Source organism: Teichococcus wenyumeiae, from assembly GCF_003696345.1.
GTDB lineage: Bacteria > Pseudomonadota > Alphaproteobacteria > Acetobacterales > Acetobacteraceae > Pseudoroseomonas > Pseudoroseomonas wenyumeiae.
Genome location: NZ_RFLX01000020.1, coordinates 20,863 through 38,195, shown reverse-complemented (window position 1 = coordinate 38,195; position 17,333 = coordinate 20,863). Strand labels below are relative to the sequence as shown.

Genomic DNA, 17,333 nt, shown 5'->3' with positions numbered 1-17,333 from the left:
GCAGCAGGGCCAGCCAAAGGCGGAAGCGTTCCGAGCGCTTGGGCGCCCGGCCCTTGCCGCTGCCGCGCGCCGCCGCCCGGGGGGCACGCGCGGGCTTGGTTGCGGCGGCGGGGTTGCTGCGGGGCGCGGCGGCCAGGGCTCAGGCCTCCCGGCCCAGCATCACCATCAGCTCGCGCCATTCGCGCTTGGACAGGCCGGTGCCGGCCTGGTCCACCGCCTCGCCCGCCAGTAGGCGGCGGGTGATGTCCAGCATCTGGGCGGACAGCGTCACGGCGCCCAGGCGATAGTCGCGGAAGGCCTCGGAGACCGCCGGCACCCAGGCCTCCAGCACCCGCAGCATCGCCTCGGCATAGACCCGGATCTCGTACTGGGCATGCGCGTCGGCGCGCAGGCGCAGGAAGTTCATCAGGTTATGGAGGTCGGTCTTCCAGTACCACTGGGTATAGGTGTTCAGCGTCAGGTTCATCCGCGCCAGTTCCCGCGCCAGCCCCTGCCGGCCCGGGTCCATGACGGCGCCGGATTCATCCTCGTTCAGCATCTCGATGTAGTGGTCGTAGGCGGTGGTGGCATCCTGGCGCAGCAGGTCCATGACGCGGGCCGCGTCCTCGCCGGCCAGCACCTCGCCCCGCCCCTGGCGGTTGGAGGCGGATTGCGCCGCGAGCTGCTCCGGCGCCGGGATGTAGAATTCCCGGTCCATGACGGAATACCGGGCCGAATACTCGTTCACATTCGCCATGCGGTGGCGGATCCACTGCCGCGCCACGAAGATCGGCAGCTTCACGTGGAACTTGATCTCGCACATCTCGAAGGGCGTGGAGTGCCAGTGCCGCATCAGGTAGCGGATCAGCCCGCGGTCCTCGCTCACCGCCTTGGTGCCACGGCCGTAGGAGACGCGCGCCGCCTGCACCACCGCCGAGTCGTCGCCCATGTAGTCGATGACGCGGATGAAGCCGTGGTCCAGCAGCGGGATGGGCTCGAAGAGCATGGCTTCCAGCGCCGGCACGGTGGGGCGGCGGGTCTCGAAGCGGGCGGCTTTCGCCTCCGCCAGTTCCTGCTGCTGTGCGTCCGTCAGTGCCATGCTCGCCCCCACTCAAACCGGCGGTGGGATTACCCTTTGGGGGGCGCCGGCACTAGCGCAAAAGGCGCGGGTCCGGGCTGAGCCGGGGCCGTTCGAGCGGCCCCGGCCCATGCAGACTAGGGAATGAGCCGGTCGGCGCGGAGCTGGCCGAAGAGGTCGAAGAAGGCCTCGTCCGTCGGCTGGTAGGCGGTGAAGCCGAGGCGGCGGCTCTTGCTCATGTCGGTCACCACCTCGATCGGGCGGCCGAGATCCGCATCAGTATGCCAGGGCGAGGCAAGCCGGCCGAGATCGGGTTCCGCCAGCCCTTCCCGCTCGGCGATGCGGCGCCAGAGCGGGGCATCGCCGGCCATCTGCTCCTCCAGGGGCCGCAGCGTGCCGTCGAAGGGCGCGGGCTCGATGCCGAACCAGTTGGCGATCCGGCCCCACATCCAGCTCCAGCGGAACACATCGCCATTAACGATGTTGAAGGCTTCGTTATGCGCCGCCTCCGTGGTGGCAGCCCAGAGCAGGTGCTGCGCCAGGATCCGCGCATCCGTCATGTCCGTCAGCCCGTTCCACTGCGCGGCCGATCCAGGGAAGCGGAAGGGCCGTCCGGTCTCGCGGCAGAGGGTGGCATAGACGGCCAGGGTGGTGCCCATGTTCATGGCATTGCCCACCGCCTTGCCGATCACGGTATGCGGGCGGTGGATGCTCCAGGAAAAGCCGTCGCGCGCGGCGGCGGCGAAGACCTCGTCCTCCTGCGCGTAATAGAAGTTCTCCACCTCCAGCCGGCCCTGTTCCTCGCGGAACGGCGTCTGGGGCAGCTTGCCCTTGCCGTAGGCCTCGAAGGGGCCGAGGTAGTGCTTGAGGCCGGTGACCAGCGCCACGTGCTGTGTGCTGCCGCCCGGGCGCAGCGCGTCCAGCAGGTTGCGCACCATGGCGGCATTGACGCGGATATTCTCCGCCTCCGTCTTCTGCCGCAGCCAGGTGGTGATGAACACGGCATCCGGCCGCAGATCCGCCAGCGCCGCCGCCGTGCCGGCCGCGTCCTGCAGGTCGGCGGCCACGGGATGCACGCCGGGCTGATCGACGGGCCGGCGGGCCAGCCCATGCACCGTCCATCCCCGCGCCTGCAGCAACGACGCCGTCGCGCTGCCGACGATCCCGCTCGCGCCCACCACCAGTGCTGTTCCAGCCATCAGATGCTCCATCCGCTTCAAGGCGCCTGAGCTAGTCAGCGCCGGCCCCTGGTTCTAGACGGCACCAATCAGGGACATAGGCACCAGGAGGTAACCACCATGCGGCCGGGCAGCGAGGAAGAAGCATGGCGGGAGGACTGCGCGCCGCGCCGCGTGCTGGAGCTGTTCTCCACCAAATGGACCAGCATGATCCTGCATACCCTGCACGCCCGCCATGGCGGCACGGCGCGCACAGGCGTGCTGCAGCGCAGCCTGCCCGGCATCTCCAAGAAGATGCTGACCCAGACGCTGCGGGAGATGGAAGGCAGCGGGCTGGTCACGCGCCATGTGCAGGGTACCATTCCCCCCGCCGTGGAATACCGGCTGACGCCCCTCGGCACCCGCTTCATCGAGCCGGTGGAGCTGCTCTACGCCTGGGGGCGCGACAATGCCGATGCGCTGGACCAGCTCCGCAGCCGCCCGACCTCGCGGCGCTGAGGCCGGCTTGCCCCTGCGCCGGGCCGGTGTTTGCATGGCTGCCGCCACCGACGCAGGAATCCAGCAGACATGTCCGGCTCCCCCGCTTCCGCCATCGACCAGATCCGCCGCTACCAGGATGAGCTGACCGCCATCCGCCATGATTTCCACATCCATCCCGAGCTGGGGATGGAGGAGCACCGCACCGCCGGCATCGTGGCCGACAAGCTGGAATCCTGGGGCATCGAGGTGCATCGCGGCGTCGGCAAGACGGGCGTGGTGGGCGTGCTGCGCTCGGGCAAGGGTAACCGCGCCGTGGGGCTGCGGGCGGACATGGACGCCCTGCCCATGACGGAAAAAACCGGCCTGCCCTATGCCAGCCAGACGCCCGGCAAGATGCATGCCTGCGGCCATGACGGCCATACCACCATGCTGCTGGGCGCCGCCAAGTACCTGGCGGAGACCAAGAATTTCGACGGCACCGTGCATTTCATCTTCCAGCCCGGCGAGGAAGGCTGCGGCGGCGCCCTCGCTATGCTGGAGGACGGGCTCTTCGACCGCTTCCCCTGCGATGCCATCTTCGGCATGCACAACCGCCCGAACATGCCGGTGGGCGAATACGGCATCCGCCCCGGCGCCACCGCCGCGGGCGGCGCCTTCTTCGACATCACGGTGCATGGCAAGGGCGCCCATGGCGCGCGGCCGGAGGTCAGCGTGGACCCGGTGATCGCCGCCTGCCAGATCGCCACTGCCATCCAGACCGTCGTGGCCCGCAATGTCTCGCCCTTCGAGCCGGCGGTGATCTCCATCACCAAGATCCAGGGCGGCGATGCCTATAATGTCATCCCGGACACGGCCACGCTCTCCGGCACCGCCCGCTTCTTCTCGCGCGAGGTGGCGCAGCAGATCGAGGACGGCATGCGGCGGGTGGCCGAGGGCGTGGCGGCGGGCCTCGGCGGCAGCGCCGAGCTGGATTTCCGCCTGATCTTCGCCCCCACGATCAACGATCCCGAGCTGACCACCGCCTTCGCCGATGCCGCCGCCGGTTTGGTGGGCGAGGAGAAGGTGGCCCGCAACAAGGAGCCGGGCATGGGGTCCGAGGACTTCTCCTTCATGATGGAGAAGGTGCCGGGCGCCTATATCCATGTCGGCAACGGCCCGGGCGCCACGCCGCACAACCCGGCCTATAACTTCAACGACGAGACGACGCCCTATGGCGCCGCGCTCTATGCCCGCATTGTCGAGACGCAGCTGCCAAAGGCCTGATTTCAGGCGGAACGGCAGGCGAGAGCATAACCAAGCGAATTTGAGCGCTGGCCCCTCGATTTCGGGCCCGCATGCCCCTATATTGGTTTCGCTCACCTTCGGGTGGCTATGGCGATAAACGGTATTTGGAATAAGCATTGCGGACCCGGGGGCAGTGCCCGGCGTCTCCACCAATCAAACCACCAGGGATCGTATGGTGGTGGCATGGGGACGAAACAGTCTCGACGCGTGTGGTAAAGACTTACCTTTTGCCCGGCATTGTACCGCCGTTATCGGGCTATATCACAAGTGCCAACGATAATGGTCGCGAGACCATGGCGCTCGCTGCCTAACAATAGGTAAGCGCGGTCCGGGGGGAACCGGGCAACAGAATCCCCCCACTTCGGCTTCCAACGACGGTTTCGTGCCGCCGCCTCTTTCCGCGGTGCCGCGTGATCACTACTCTGGCCACGCTCCGGGGTTTTGCATGATGACTGATGATACGAAGCCGGTTGAAAGCCTTCTGCCCTACGATCGCTGGACTGAGGACGCGATGCGTGAGGTCGCGCTGCGCGCGCTGGACCATGTGGGAACGCATGGCCTTCCCGGCGACCACCATTTCTACCTGACCTTCCGCACCGACCACCCGGGTGTCCAGATCCCCGGGCACCTCAAGGCGCGCTACCCGGAAGAGATGACCATCGTCATCCAGCACCAGTTCTGGGACCTGAAGGTGGACCGGGCGGCACAGACCGTTTCCATCGGCCTGTCCTTCGGCGGCGTGCCGGCCAAGCTGGTCATTCCCATCAGCAGCATGACGGCCTTCTGGGACCCTTATGTCCGCGTCGGCCTGCGCTTCGGCCCGCCCGAGGCGGCCGAGGACATCCTGGACGTGCCCGACACCCTTCCCCTCTCCCCGGCCCCGGCCCCGGCCGAGGAAGGCGAGAAGGAAGCCGAGGCCGAGGGGCCGGCCCAGGTGGTCAGCCTGGACGCCTTCCGCCGCCGCCCCGCGCGGGACTGAAGCGAGCCACCAACGCCGCTGAAGCGGGGCCCGGCCGTTCCACCACCGCCAACGTGGCACGGAGCGGCCCGGTGGCCTCAGCGCTTCAACAGCGAGCCCAGGACGCCACGCACCAGCGCGCGTCCCACCTGGCCGCCGAGCTGCGAGCCGACGCTCCGCACCACGGATTTCGCCAGGGCCTCCGCCGCGCCCTGACGCCGGCCGCTGCCCATCAGGATCTCCGACAGCATTCCCCCGGCCCCGCCCCCGCTTTGCTGGGGCGCCTGCCGGCTGCCCCGCGCCACCTTGGCCGTTCTCGGACGGGCGGCGGGCGGCGGCGCCATGCCGCCATTGCCCCAGGGGCTGCCCTGCCGCACCGGCGCGGGCTGGGCCCCGGCTGTCCCCCAGGGCGAATGGGGGCTTGGGTCCGCCACCGCCGTGCCGGCCCGCTGCTGCAGCATCTCGTAAGCTGAATCGCGGTCCTCGGCGGTGTCGTAGCGGCCGCGCAGCGGGCTTGCCGCCAGGGTGGCGGCGCGCTCCTGCTCCGTGATCGTGCCCATGCGCGACTGCGGCGGGCGGATGCGGGTGCGCTCCACCATGCTGGGGACGCCGCCGGGCTGCAGGGTGGAAACCAGTGCCTCGCCCACCTCCAGCTGCGTGATGGCGGCCTCGGTGGAGAAGGCGGGATTGGCGCGGAAGGTCTCGGCGGCGGCGCGGACGGCCCGCTGGTCACTGGGCGTGAAGGCGCGCAGCGCGTGCTGCACCCGGTTGCCGAGCTGCCCCAGGACCGCGGCCGGCACATCCAGCGGGTTCTGCGTGACGAAGTAAACACCGACACCCTTGGAGCGGATCAGCCGCACCACCTGCTCCACCTTGTCCAGCAGGGGCTTGGGGGCATCCTTGAACAGCAGATGCGCCTCGTCAAAGAAGAAGACCAGCTTGGGCTTGTCCAGGTCGCCGACCTCGGGCAGCTCCTCGAACAGCTCGGACAGCATCCAGAGCAGGAAGGTGGCGTAGAGCCGCGGGCTCTGCACCAGCTTGTCGGCGGCCAGCACGTTCACGGCGCCGCGCCCGTCCGGGGTCAGCAGCATCAGGTCGTCCAGCGCCAGCGCCGGCTCGCCGAAGAAATGCTCGGCGCCCTGCTGTTCCAGCACCAGCAAACGACGCTGGATGGCGCCGATGGTGGACTTGCTGACGTTGCCGTAATGGGCCGAAAGTTCCGCCGCCCGTTCCGCGACATAGGCCAGGATGGCGCGCAGGTCCTTGAAGTCCAGCAGCAGCAGCCCTTCGTCATCGGCCAGGGCGAAGGCGATGTTCAGCACGCCTTCCTGCGTGTCGTTCAACTCCAGCAGGCGGGAAAGCAGCAGCGGCCCCATTTCCGAGACCGTGGCGCGGATCGGGTGCCCCTGCTCGCCGAAGACATCCCAGAAGACCACGGGCGCGCCCTCGTAGACGAAATCCTCGACACCCGTGGCGGCGGCCCGTTTCTCCACCTTCAGGTTGACGGTGCCGGGCTGGCTGATGCCTGCCAGGTCGCCCTTGATGTCGGCGCAGAAGACCGGCACCCCGGCGCGGGAGAAGGCCTCCGCCATGACCTGCAGCGTGATGGTCTTGCCGGTGCCGGTGGCACCGGCGACCAGCCCGTGCCGGTTGGCCAGCTTCAGTTGCAGCCATTGCGGGCTGGTGCCTGCGGCCCCGAGCAGGATTGCATCTGGTTGCATCGCCATGGATGGTTCTCCTCTCGCAACAGCAAGCGCGCCTGCGGCGGCGCTGTCCATTCAAAGACAGGCGCGCCAGGGCCGGGTTGGCTTCGGGCCCGCGCTGCGCTACCTCCAGCGCTTCAGCGACGCTGCCCTGCCTGGCCGCGCCGGGACCCTTCCGATCCTCCTCCTGCCGGAGCGCGCCCGATGACTCCTGACCACGCCCCTTCTCCCGCCGAGGCGGCCGCGCCGCTGGCCGACACGCCGATCCAGGATACGGACGCCGGCACCCCGGTCTCGCAGCGCAGCAAGGGCTTCACCTATTCCCCCATGCTGCCGCTGGGGGAGGACAAGACGGTCTGGCGCAAGCTGGACATCCCCGGCGTCCGCACCGTGCAGGTCGAGGGCCAGACGGTCCTGAAGGTCTCCCCCAAGGCGCTGGAGGAACTCGCCTTCACCGCCTGCCGCGAGGTCTCCCACTACCTGCGCCCCGGCCACCTGCAGCAGCTCTCCAACATCCTGAAGGACCCGGAGGCGAGCGCCAACGACCGCTTTGTGGCGCTGGACCTGCTGAAGAACGCCTCCATCGCCGCCGGCGGCGTGCTGCCCATGTGCCAGGACACCGGCACCGCCATCGTCTTCGGCAAGAAGGGCCAGCGCGTCTGGGTCGAGGGCGATGAGGAGGAGGCGCTGAGCTACGGCGTCCACCGCACCTATACCGAGACCAACCTGCGCTATTCGCAGATGGCGCCGCTGACCACCTTCGACGAGGTGAACACCGGCAACAACCTGCCGGTGCAGTTCGACATCTACGCCTCCCCCGGCGACCACCATGCGGACGAGTTCCACATGATGTTCGTGCTGAAGGGCGGCGGCTCGGCCAACAAGACCTTCCTGTTCCAGCAGACCCGCGCGGTGCTGAACAAGCCGAAGCTGCTGGCCTTCCTGGAAGACAAGATCAAGTCGCTGGGCACCAGCGCCTGCCCGCCCTACCACCTCGCCATCGTCATCGGCGGCACCTCGGCCGAGACGACGCTGAAGACGGTGAAGCTGGCCTCCACCCGCTACCTGGACGAGCTGCCGACCCAGGGCAGCAAGGCCGGCCACGGCATCCGCGACCCGGAGCTGGAGGCCGAGGTGCACAAGCTGACGCAGAACCTGGGCATCGGCGCCCAGTTCGGCGGCAAGTATTTCTGCCACGACGTGCGCGTCATCCGCCTGCCGCGCCATGGCGCCAGCCTTCCCATCGGCATCGGCGTCTCCTGCTCGGCCGACCGGCAGGTAAAGACCAAGATCACGCCCGAGGGCGTGTTCATCGAGGCGCTGGAGCACGACCCGGCCCGCTTCCTGCCCGAGACCACGGATGAGATCCTGGGCGGCGAGGTGGTCAAGATCGACCTGAACCAGCCGATGGACGCCATCCGCGCCACGCTGAGCCAGCACCCGGTCAAGACCCGCGTCTCCCTGACCGGCACCATCGTGGTGGCGCGCGACATCGCCCATGCCAAGCTGCAGGAGCGGCTGGACCGTGGCGAGGGCCTGCCGCAATACATCAAGGACCACCCGGTCTATTACGCGGGCCCGGCCAAGACGCCGGAAGGCATGCCCACCGGCTCCTTCGGCCCCACCACGGCCGGGCGCATGGACAGCTACGTGGAAGGCTTCCAGGCCGCAGGCGGCAGCCTGGTGATGCTGGCCAAGGGCAACCGCTCCAAGGCCGTGCGGAATGCCTGCAAGACCCATGGCGGCTTCTACCTCGGCTCCGTCGGCGGCCCCGCCGCACGGCTGGCGCAGGACTGCATCAAGAAGGTCGAGGTGCTGGAATATCCGGAACTCGGCATGGAAGCCGTCTGGCGCATCGAGGTGGAGGACTTCCCCGCCTTCATCGTGGTGGACGACAAGGGCAACGACTTCTACGACGGGCTGGAATAAGGCCCGCCATGGAGCGCCGCCGCATCAGCTCGGGCAGCCGGTTCGAGGAAGAGATCGGCTATTCCCGCGCAGTGGTGGACGGGGATGACATCTTCGTCTCCGGCACGACCGGCTACGACTACACTACCATGACCCTAGCCGAGGGCATGGTGGCGCAGTGCGAGCGCTGCTTCGCCAATATCGATGCGGCGCTGCGCGAGGCCGGCGCGACGATGGATGACGTGGTGCGCGTCACCTACATCGTGCCGGACCGGGCGGAATGGCCGGCCTGCTGGCCGGTTACCCGCAAGTGGCTGGGCCGCGCCCGTCCGGCGGCCACGCTGCTGGTCGCAGGGCTGATGGACGAGGCCATGAAGATCGAGATCCAGGTCACCGCCCGGCGCAGCCGGCGGCAGGGAGATGCTGTCTGATGCGCTTTTCGGTGGACCGGCTGGACCATCTGGTCATTACCTGCCGGGACGTGGAAATCTCGGCCTCCTGGTACCAGCGGGTGCTGGGGATGGAGCGTGAGGCCTTCGGCGAGAAGCGGCGCACCGCGCTGCGCTTCGGCGGCCAAAAGATCAACCTGCGCCCAGCGGCCTCCGACCAGGCGGACTGGTCCAGCGGCCATAACGCGCAGGTCGGCACCATGGACCTCTGCTTCGTGGTGGCCGTGGCGGGCGAGGATATCGCCACCCACCTGCGCGAATGCGGCGTGACCATCGTGGACGGGCCCGCCCCCAAGGTGGGCGCCCTGGGGCCGATCACCTCGGTCTATTGCCGCGACCCGGACGGTAACCTGATCGAGATCTCCACCTACAGCCGATAAGGCTGGCGGTACCTTGACCACCATCTTACCCTTGGCTTGCCATAATCCGGCACGAATCCCATCTATACTGGCGTTCGTAGAGCCCAGGAGGGTGACATGAAGTTCTTCAACGGCCTGCGTACCGCGGCCCTGGCTGGCCTGACCGGCGTGGCGCTGCTGGCGGCCTCGCCCGCCGCCGAGGCCCATGGCTGGCACCGGCGCGGCCCGAGCGGTGGCGCCGTGGCCGCTGGCATCATCGGTGGCCTGGCGGTCGGCGCCCTTGTGGCCGGTGCCGCGCAGGCTGCCCCGCCCCCGCCGCCGGTCTACTACGCGCCGCCCCCGCCGCCGGTCTATTATGCCCCGCCAGTGGCTTATTACGCGCCGCCACCGCCGCCCCGCGCGTATTACGCGCCGCCTCCGCCCCGCGTGTATTACGCGCCATCCCCACCGCCGCCGCGCTATTACGCCTGGTAAGCGGACCAGCTTCGGAACACCCCTGGGAAGCCCTTCCCGGGGGTGTTGCTTTTCAGGGCTCCACCGCCCTTTCTCCATGGGCCAGGAGACCCCACCAAGGCCCATCCAATGACCAGCAGCACCGAATCCGACAGCCTCCGCGCCCGCGCGGCCCATGCAACGGGTCGCTGAGGTGACAGGCGCGCATCTGGAAAAGCGCTCCTTCTCGCTGGCCGGCCACCGGACCAGCGTGGCGCTGGAGCCTGCCTTCTGGAGCGCGCTGGAGAAGCTGGCTGCCGCCCGTGGGCAATCCCTGGCGCGGCTGGTGCAGGCGGTGGACGAGGCGCGGCTGGAGGCGGATATCCCGCTGGCCAGCGCCCTGCGCGTCCATGCGCTGGAATCCCGCTAGCGCAGGTCCGACTCGAAGGCGGCCCAGCGTTCGTGGTCCCGCCATTCCCCGCCGACCTTGAGGTATTGCGGGGAAAAGCCTTCCAGGCGGAAGCCCAGGCGCTTTACCAAGGCAATGGACGCTGTGTTGCCCGGCTGGATATTGGCTTCGAGCCGGTGCAGGCCCAGGCGCTGGAAAGCGTGCCGCGCCGCCTGGCGCACCGCTTCCGTCATCAGCCCGCGCCCGCCGAAGCCCGCCATGCCGTAGTAGCCGAGAAAGGCGCTGTGGAAGGCACCCGCGACGATCTGGCTGATATTCACCACGCCCACGATCCCGCCCGAGGCAGCCTCCCGCGCCAGCAGCGAGACATTCGGGCCGGTCAGGATCTGCGCGAACCAGGCATCGAAGCCTGCCTCGTCGGTGAAGGGATAGGCCCAGGGGGCATGGTGGGCGCGGCTGGCGGCATTGGCGCGGATCAGCGCCGGCGCGTCCTGCCGCGTCACAGGGTGCAGCGTGATCATGGCGTGGTGGCGGCGCGCGGCTGTTCCGCCCGCCAGCGCAGCCAGTCGGCGATATCCAGCAGCCGGCGCGGCTGCCGCAGCGGGCCGGTCAGGCGCAGGCCCAGTTCCGGCCCTTCCGGCGGCGCCAGCCACAGGGAGAGGTCGATGCTGCCATGTGCCAGGTCCACCTCCCCCCGCACGCTGGCCATCGCCTGCTCGCCCAGGGAAAGGCTGGCCTGCTCGATCACCGCGCGCCCGGCCTGCAGCCGCAGCTTGGCGTCCAGGCGGTCGAAGCCGGTGGTGCCCTCGGCCAGCGCCGCGCGCAGCGCCGCCTCGGCGCCCGTACCGGTCTGGGCCGCGGCGCGCAGGGCGGCATTGAGATCGGTGCCCGCCAGCACGCCGCCCCGCACGCTCAGGCGCGCCGCGCCTTCCAGCCCGGCCAGCAGCGCGGCGGGGCTGTGGCCGGTGGCGCGCAGCGACATCTCGCCATCCAACTGCCCGGACACCAGGCTCAGCGGCAATCCGGGCGGCGGTGCCTCCAGCCCGATGCCGTTCAGCCGCAGCTCCGTCGTCATGACCGGGGGGGAGGCCGTGGTATCGACCACGGCTCCGCCTTCCAGCTTGCCGCCGCGCAGCAGGGCCTGGAGCTGGTCCAGTTGCAGGATGCCACCGTTCAGCCGCAGGCCGGTCGAGAGCTGCTCCAGCGGCGGCAGCAGGGGCGGCATGGCGCGCGCGGCCTGGAGCGTCAGGTCGGCATCCACCAGCCCCAGCGGCCAGAGCACCAGCGGTTCCTCACCACCGGCCGGGGCGGGCAGCGGCAGGCGCTCGGCCTGCAGCCGACCGGTCAGGCGCGGCCGCGCCGCGGGGGCCAGGGCCAGGCCGAGCTGCCCGCCCAGCCGCATCTCGCCAGCCACGAGGTCGAAAGTCTCCAGCTGCCCACCGGAGCGCGTGGCCTGGAGGTTGGCGATCAGCGACAGCGATCCCTCCCCCAGCCACAAGGGCGGCTTGCTGCCCAGCGCCTCGGCCAGCAGGCGCTGGGCGCCGGGGTGGCGCAGGGTCAGGATGCCGGCATAGCGCGGCGCCAGCGCGTCCAGCGTGCCATTGGCCTCCACCCGCGCATCGCCCAGGTCCAGCCCGCCGCGCACCGCCAGGGCGTTCAGCGCCCCATTGGCGGACAGCCGCAGCGCCAGCGGCTGCGTGGTGATGGGCGCGGTCTCGTCCCAGGTGCCGGGCAGGAAGGCCAGCAGCGGGCGGGCCACCGGCGCCGTCACCTCCAGCGCCATGTCGGTCAGGCGCGGCGGGGCATTGGCGGCGCCGGGGGCCAGCATGCCGCTCAGCGCCACCTCGGCCCTGGCGATGCGGGCGGCGACGCGGCGCGCCGTCAGCCGCCCGGCCTCCATGGCTGCATCGACGGACAGGCGCTCCATGGCCAGGTCGCGCCAGCTCGCCCGCTCGGCATTCAGGCGCAGGTTGGCGTCCCAGCCGGGGTTGCGGGTGGCCATGGCCATCAGGTCGAGGTGCTGCGGCAGCCAGTTATCCAGGTCCAGCCGGTCGAAGGTCAGGCCCAGGCCCAGCGCCGGCCGCGCCCCGAAGCGCAGCACCCCCGCGCCGGAGATCCGCGCACCATCGATGGTGGCGGTGAATTCCGGCATGGCGACCTGGGATTCCTCCAGCACCAGCCGCATGCGGCCCTCGCCCTGGCGCAGCAGGGTCGGGTCCGTGGCATCAAGCTGCGCGCCCAGGGCCAGCAGCGTGGTGCGGAGCGCGCTGCCGCGGAAGCGGATGGCGGCTTCCAGCTTGCTCGTGCTTTCCCGCAGCCGCCCGGTGGTGGCACCGGACATCTCGATCTCGGTATCGCCCGGCAGGATGGCGGACACGTCGGAGAGCGTCAGCCGATCGCCTTCCACGAAGGCGGCGGCGCGCAGCCGGCGCAGGGTGATGCCGCGCAGCGTCGCCGCCTCGGCCGAGAGATCGATGCCGAAGGGCAGGCTGGGGGCCGAGGCATTGCGCAGCGCCGCCACCCAGGGGTCCAGCACCACCCGGCCGGTGACCAGCGCCAGGTCCAGCCGGGGCACCGGCGCGAGGCGCAGCGTGGCGGCGCCGCGCGCCGGGCTGCCGCCCAGGTCCAGGGTCAGGTCGCTGGCGGTCAGCAGGTCCGCCGAGGCCGAGAGCGCGCCGCGCAGCCGGAAGGCGCCGCCGGGGCCGGGCACCAGCGCCGCGAGGTCGCTGCCGCCGCCCTGGATGGTGCCCTCGAAGCCGCCTTCCGGCAGCAGCACGCCGCTGGCGGAGAACGAGGCCTTGGCCGCCGCCACCGTCAGGTCCAGCGGCGCGGCATCGTCCCATCCGGGACGGCCGAGGACGGTGTTGAAGGTGGCGTCCAGGTTGCGCCAGCGGAAGCGGCCGTCGATGCGCAGGGCATCGGTGGCGCTGCCGGCGGCCAGTTCCGCCGTCACATCCTCCAGCGGCACATTGCCGATGATGATGCGGCTGTCCTCGATGCGGCCGCGCAGCCCGGTCAGCCAGGGCGGCGGGCGGAAGGGCTGGCCGGAGGTCGGCGGCCAGGGCAGCCGGATCTCGGCGCCCACCAGCACCACCTCGCGCGGTTCCAGTTGCAGGCGCAGCAGCGCGCCCAGGTCCAGCCGCAGCCGCAGCGCGCGCGCCTGGATAGACAGGCCGCCCTCCGGCCCGCCGCCCTGCAATTCGCCGATGATGACGCCATCGGCCTCCAGCATCGGCTGCGGCAGCAGCGCCAGCTTCACCGGCCCGGTCAGCATCACCGGCTGGCCCAGCCGCCCGGCGGCCAGGATGGCCAGCCGGTCCCGGTGGGTGTTCCAGTCGGTCAGGCGCGGGCCGAACCACAGCGCCGCCGCCAGCAGCACCGGCAGCGCCACCAGCAGCCCGAGCGCGATGCGACGAGGCCAGGGCATCAGATGGCGCGGTCTCCCTCACGGCCCCAGCCGCCGCCGCCGGGGGTCTCCAGCCCCAGCACCTCGCCGGCGGCGAGTTCGGCGCGGTCGCGGCCGCCCATCTCCTGCACGGTGCCGTCCAGCCGTTCCACCCATTGCCGGCCCGGGGCGCCGGGGGCGCCGCCATGCAGCCCATGCGGCGGCACCTCCCGGCGGGAAGCGACGACAATGGCCTGCATCGGCCGCAGGAAGCGGATGCGCCGGCGCACGCCATCCCCGCCATGCCACTGCCCGGCACCGCCGGAGCCACGGCGGATGGAGAATTCCTCCAGCCGCACCGGATAGCGCAGCTCCAGGATCTCGGCATCCGTCATGCGGGTATTGGTCATGTGGGTCTGCACGGCCGAGGCGCCGTTGAAGCCCGGCCCGGCGCCGACGCCGCCGCAGACCGTCTCGTAATACTGGTAGCGGTCATCGCCGAAGAGCAGGTTGTTCATGGTGGCCTGGGCGCTGGCGCAGGCATCCAGCGCCGCCAGCAGCGCGTTGCACGCGGCCTGGGAGACCTCGGTATTGCCCGCCACCACGGCGGCGCCAGGGCGCGGCGAGAGGAAGGTGCCCTCCGGCAACACGATCTCCAGCGGCACCAGGCAGCCGTCGTTCAGCGGGATGTCGCCGCCGACGAGGCAGCGGAAGCAGTAGAGCACCACGGCGCGCAGCACGGCCGGGGGCGCGTTGAAATTGCCGGGGCTCTGCTCGCCGGTGCCGGTGAAGTCGATGGTGGCGCTGCGGCGGGCGCGGTCCACCCGCACGGCCACCTTCAGGGGGCGGCCGTCATCCATGGTGTAGGTGAAGCTGCCGTCGGAGAGCTTCTCAATGGCGGCGCGGACGCTTTCCTCCGCATTGTCCATCACGTGGCGCATATAGGCGCGCACGGTATCCAGCCCGAAGGCGCGCACGGCCCGCTGCAATTCCTGCACGCCGGTCTCGTTGGCGGCGATCTGCGCCTTGATGTCGGCGACATTCACGTCCGGGCTGCGGGCCGGGTATTTGGCACCAGACAGCAGGGCGCGGAACTCGGCCTCGCGGATCGTGCCGCCATCCACCAGCAGGAAATCGTCGATAACGACGCCCTCCTCCTCCAGCGTTCTGGATTCGGGCGGGGTGGAGCCTGGAGTCAGCCCGCCGATATCGGCATGGTGGCCGCGTGAGCCGACAAAGAACAGGATTTCCGTCCCGGCCTCGTCAAAGACCGGCGTGATGACGGTGATGTCCGGCAGATGCGTGCCGCCGTTATAGGGGTTGTTCAGCGCCACCACGTCGCCGGGCTTCAGGGTGGCGCCGCGCGTACGGATGACGGTGCGCACGCTTTCCCCCATGGCGCCCAGATGCACGGGCACATGCGGCGCATTGGCCACCAGCCGGCCCTCCGCATCAAAGAGCGCGCAGGAGAAATCCAGCCTTTCCTTGATGTTGACCGAGAGCGAGGTGTTCTGCAGCACCGTGCCGGTCTGCTCGGCGATGCTCATGAAGAGGTTGTTGAACAGCTCCAGCAGCACCGGGTCCGGCTTGCTGGCATCGGCCACCGCGGCATTGGCGCGGGCGGCGGTGCGGCGCAGCACCAGATGGTTCAGCGGCGTGACCTCGGCGGTCCAGCCGGGCTCCACCACGGTAGTGGCGATGGCCTCGCGAATCAGCGCCGGGCCGGGAATGCGGTCGCCGGCCAGCAGCGTGTCGCGGTCGAAGACCGGCGCGGCATGCTCGGCGCCGGCGGTGAAGAGCGGCACGGTGGCCAGGGGCGCGGGTCTCTCGTCCGCCGGGCGCGGCGGCAACCTGGGCTCGGCCACGGCCTCCCCCTCGGCGATGCTTTCCACCACGCAGGCTTCCACCACCACCGGGCGCTCCGGCGTGGCGAAGCCGAAGCGGCGGCGATGCGCTTCCGTGAAGGCTTCCAGCACCGCGTCATGCTCGCCGAAGGGCACGGGCAGGAAGCTGTCGGTGCCGGCATAGCGCAGGTGCAGCCGGCGCTCGGCGCGCAGGCGGGCGGCGTCGTTGCCCTGGGCCAGCAGGTCGGCACGGCCCTCTTCGGCCAGGGTGTCCAGCCTGGCGGCCAGCTCCGCCATGCCCTCGGGCCGCAGCGGGGTTTCCACCGCCGCCTCGCCGATCACGCTCTGGTCCGCCAGCCCCATGCCATAGGCCGAGAGCACGCCGGCAAAGGGATGGATGAAGACCGTCTCCATGCCCAGCTCATCCGCCACCAGGCAGGCGTGCTGGCCGCCGGCACCGCCGAAGCACTGCAAGGCGAAGCGGGTAGCGTCGTGGCCCTTCTGGATCGAGACCTGCTTGATGGCATGCGCCATATTGGCCACGGCGATGCGCAGGAAGCCCTCGGCCACCGCGCGCGGGTCCTGCGGCGCCTCGCCGGTGGCGGCGGCAATCTCGGCGGCCATGGCAGTGAATTTCTGCCGCACCACATCGGCATCCAGCGGCTGGTCGCCGCCGGGGCCGAAGATGGCGGGGAACTGGGCGGGCTGGATCTTGCCCACCATGACATTGGCATCCGTCACCGTCAGCGGCCCGCCCCGGCGGTAGCTGGCGGGGCCGGGCACGGCACCGGCGGAAGCCGGCCCCACCCGGAAGCGGGCGCCGTCGAAATGAAGAATAGAACCGCCGCCGGCCGCGACGGTGTTGATGGCCATCATCGGCGCCCGCATGCGGATGCCAGCCACCACCGTCTCGAAGGCGCGCTCGAAGGCACCGGCATAAAGCGCCACGTCGGTGGAGGTGCCGCCCATGTCGAAGCCGATGATGCGCTCGAACCCCGCCATGCCCGCCGTGCGCGCGGCGCCGACGATGCCGCCCGCCGGGCCGGAAAGGATGGCGTCCTTGCCCTGGAATTTTTCTGCGAGTGTCAGCCCGCCGGAGGACTGCATGAAATACAGGCGCGCGGCCTCGCCCCCGGCTTCCGGGCGCAACTCGCCCGCCACCTGCTCCACGTAGCGGCGCAGGATCGGGGAGAGGTAGGCATCCACCACCGCCGTATCGCCGCGCGGCACGATGCGCGGCAGCGGGCTGGCCTCGTGGCTGAGGCTGACCTGGGTGAAGCCTACCTCGCGCGCGATCTCGCCCACCCGCTGCTCATGCGCCGGGTAGGTCCAGGCATGCATCAGCACCACGGCCACGGCGCGGATGCCGGCGGCGAAGCCGGCTTCCAGCGCCGCGCGGGCGGCGGCCTCGTCCAGCGGCGCGATCTCGGCGCCGTCGGGGCCGATGCGGCCGCCGATCTCGGCCACCTGCTCATGCAGCAGCTCCGGCAGCTTGATGTCGAGGTCGAAGAGCCGGGGCCGCGCCTGGTTGCCGATGCGTGCCATGTCGGCGAAGCCGTGGTTGACCAGCATCAGCACCCGCTCGCCCTTGCGCTCCAGCAGCGCGTTGGTGGCAACGGTGGTGCCCATCTTCACGGCCTCCACCATCCCCGGCGGAATGGCGGCGCCTTCCGGCAGGCCGAGGCAGGCGCGGATGCCCGCCACCGCCGCGTCGCGGTAGCGCTCCGGGTTCTCGGAGAGCAGCTTGCGGGTGGAAAGCCGCCCCTCGGGGTCGCGGGCCACGATATCCGTGAAGGTACCGCCCCGATCGACCCAGAACTGCCAGCCAGCCGCGCCCATTGGTTATCTCCAGTGTATCAGTCGTGCCGGTGTGGCGCCCGGCCGCCC

At 70.4% G+C, this 17,333-nt stretch carries 14 protein-coding genes and 1 other RNA gene; 9 read left to right on the top strand and 6 right to left on the bottom strand.

From position 1 onward, the window contains the following. Nucleotides 1–139: 139 nt before the first annotated feature. Together thyX and EBE87_RS20500 are read right to left on the bottom strand one after the other, a co-directional pair. On the bottom strand, nt 140–1,078 hold the full coding sequence (thyX, locus tag EBE87_RS20505) for an FAD-dependent thymidylate synthase (RefSeq protein ID WP_120640335.1): 939 nt from the start codon (nt 1,076–1,078) through the stop codon (nt 140–142). 116 nt (nt 1,079–1,194) lie between these two features. Continuing rightward, entirely contained in the window at nt 1,195–2,256 is a 1,062-nt protein-coding gene (locus EBE87_RS20500; protein ID WP_120640337.1) for an SDR family oxidoreductase, read from the bottom strand. Nucleotides 2,257–2,355: 99 nt separating this feature from the next. Here EBE87_RS20500 and EBE87_RS20495 point away from each other — a divergent pair, with 99 nt between their 5' ends. The 4 genes from EBE87_RS20495 to EBE87_RS20480 all read left to right on the top strand — a co-directional run bounded on the left by EBE87_RS20495 (nt 2,356) and on the right by EBE87_RS20480 (nt 4,978). Continuing rightward, a complete protein-coding gene (locus EBE87_RS20495; protein WP_120640334.1) occupies nt 2,356–2,733 on the top strand; it encodes a winged helix-turn-helix transcriptional regulator in 378 nt (125 codons plus the stop codon). 69 nt (nt 2,734–2,802) lie between these two features. Next, nucleotides 2,803–3,978, top strand: a complete 1,176-nt coding sequence (locus EBE87_RS20490) for a M20 aminoacylase family protein (protein ID WP_120640333.1) — start codon at nt 2,803–2,805, stop codon at nt 3,976–3,978. A 51-nt stretch (nt 3,979–4,029) separates the two neighbouring features. Continuing rightward, nucleotides 4,030–4,360, top strand: a transfer-messenger RNA (tmRNA) gene (ssrA, locus tag EBE87_RS20485). 87 nt (nt 4,361–4,447) lie between these two features. Beyond that, nucleotides 4,448–4,978 (top strand): SspB family protein, encoded by a 531-nt coding sequence (locus EBE87_RS20480; protein ID WP_408887723.1) that lies wholly within the window; start codon nt 4,448–4,450, stop codon nt 4,976–4,978. A 77-nt stretch (nt 4,979–5,055) separates the two neighbouring features. Here the strand turns inward: EBE87_RS20480 and EBE87_RS20475 are convergent, their stop codons facing one another. Next, nucleotides 5,056–6,684, bottom strand: coding sequence for a helicase HerA-like domain-containing protein (locus tag EBE87_RS20475; protein ID WP_120640331.1), 1,629 nt, complete (start codon nt 6,682–6,684; stop codon nt 5,056–5,058). 303 nt (nt 6,685–6,987) lie between these two features. Here EBE87_RS20475 and EBE87_RS20470 point away from each other — a divergent pair, with 303 nt between their 5' ends. The 5 genes from EBE87_RS20470 (at nt 6,988) to EBE87_RS20450 (ending at nt 10,238) form a co-directional block, all read left to right on the top strand. Further along, complete coding sequence (locus EBE87_RS20470) at nt 6,988–8,589, top strand: fumarate hydratase (protein WP_120640336.1); 1,602 nt, start codon at nt 6,988–6,990, stop codon at nt 8,587–8,589. Nucleotides 8,590–8,597: 8 nt separating this feature from the next. After that, nucleotides 8,598–8,999: a RidA family protein gene (locus tag EBE87_RS20465; protein ID WP_120640330.1), complete on the top strand. Its 402-nt coding sequence runs from the start codon at nt 8,598–8,600 to the stop codon at nt 8,997–8,999. Next, nucleotides 8,999–9,397 (top strand): VOC family protein, encoded by a 399-nt coding sequence (locus EBE87_RS20460; protein WP_120640329.1) that lies wholly within the window; start codon nt 8,999–9,001, stop codon nt 9,395–9,397. The genes EBE87_RS20465 and EBE87_RS20460 overlap by 1 nt, the downstream gene beginning before the upstream one ends. Nucleotides 9,398–9,493: 96 nt before the next feature. Continuing rightward, nucleotides 9,494–9,850 carry a hypothetical protein gene (locus tag EBE87_RS20455; protein WP_122140067.1) on the top strand — a complete coding sequence of 119 codons (357 nt, stop codon included), beginning with the start codon at nt 9,494–9,496 and terminating at the stop codon, nt 9,848–9,850. A gap of 154 nt (nt 9,851–10,004) precedes the next feature. Continuing rightward, nucleotides 10,005–10,238: a ribbon-helix-helix domain-containing protein gene (locus EBE87_RS20450; protein ID WP_120641260.1), complete on the top strand. Its 234-nt coding sequence runs from the start codon at nt 10,005–10,007 to the stop codon at nt 10,236–10,238. On the opposite strand, the gene EBE87_RS20445 is transcribed toward EBE87_RS20450, so the two are convergent. From EBE87_RS20445 to EBE87_RS20435, 3 genes are read right to left on the bottom strand one after another with little or no spacing between them, the layout of a single operon-like run. Then, nucleotides 10,235–10,738: a GNAT family N-acetyltransferase gene (locus EBE87_RS20445; protein ID WP_120641261.1), complete on the bottom strand. Its 504-nt coding sequence runs from the start codon at nt 10,736–10,738 to the stop codon at nt 10,235–10,237. The genes EBE87_RS20450 and EBE87_RS20445 overlap by 4 nt on opposite strands. Beyond that, entirely contained in the window at nt 10,735–13,644 is a 2,910-nt protein-coding gene (locus EBE87_RS20440) for an AsmA family protein (protein WP_122140068.1), read from the bottom strand. Before EBE87_RS20440 ends, EBE87_RS20445 begins: the two co-directional genes overlap by 4 nt. Next, a complete protein-coding gene (locus EBE87_RS20435; protein ID WP_120640480.1) occupies nt 13,644–17,285 on the bottom strand; it encodes a hydantoinase B/oxoprolinase family protein in 3,642 nt (1,213 codons plus the stop codon). Before EBE87_RS20435 ends, EBE87_RS20440 begins: the two co-directional genes overlap by 1 nt. Between the last annotated feature and the right edge of the window lie 48 nt (nt 17,286–17,333).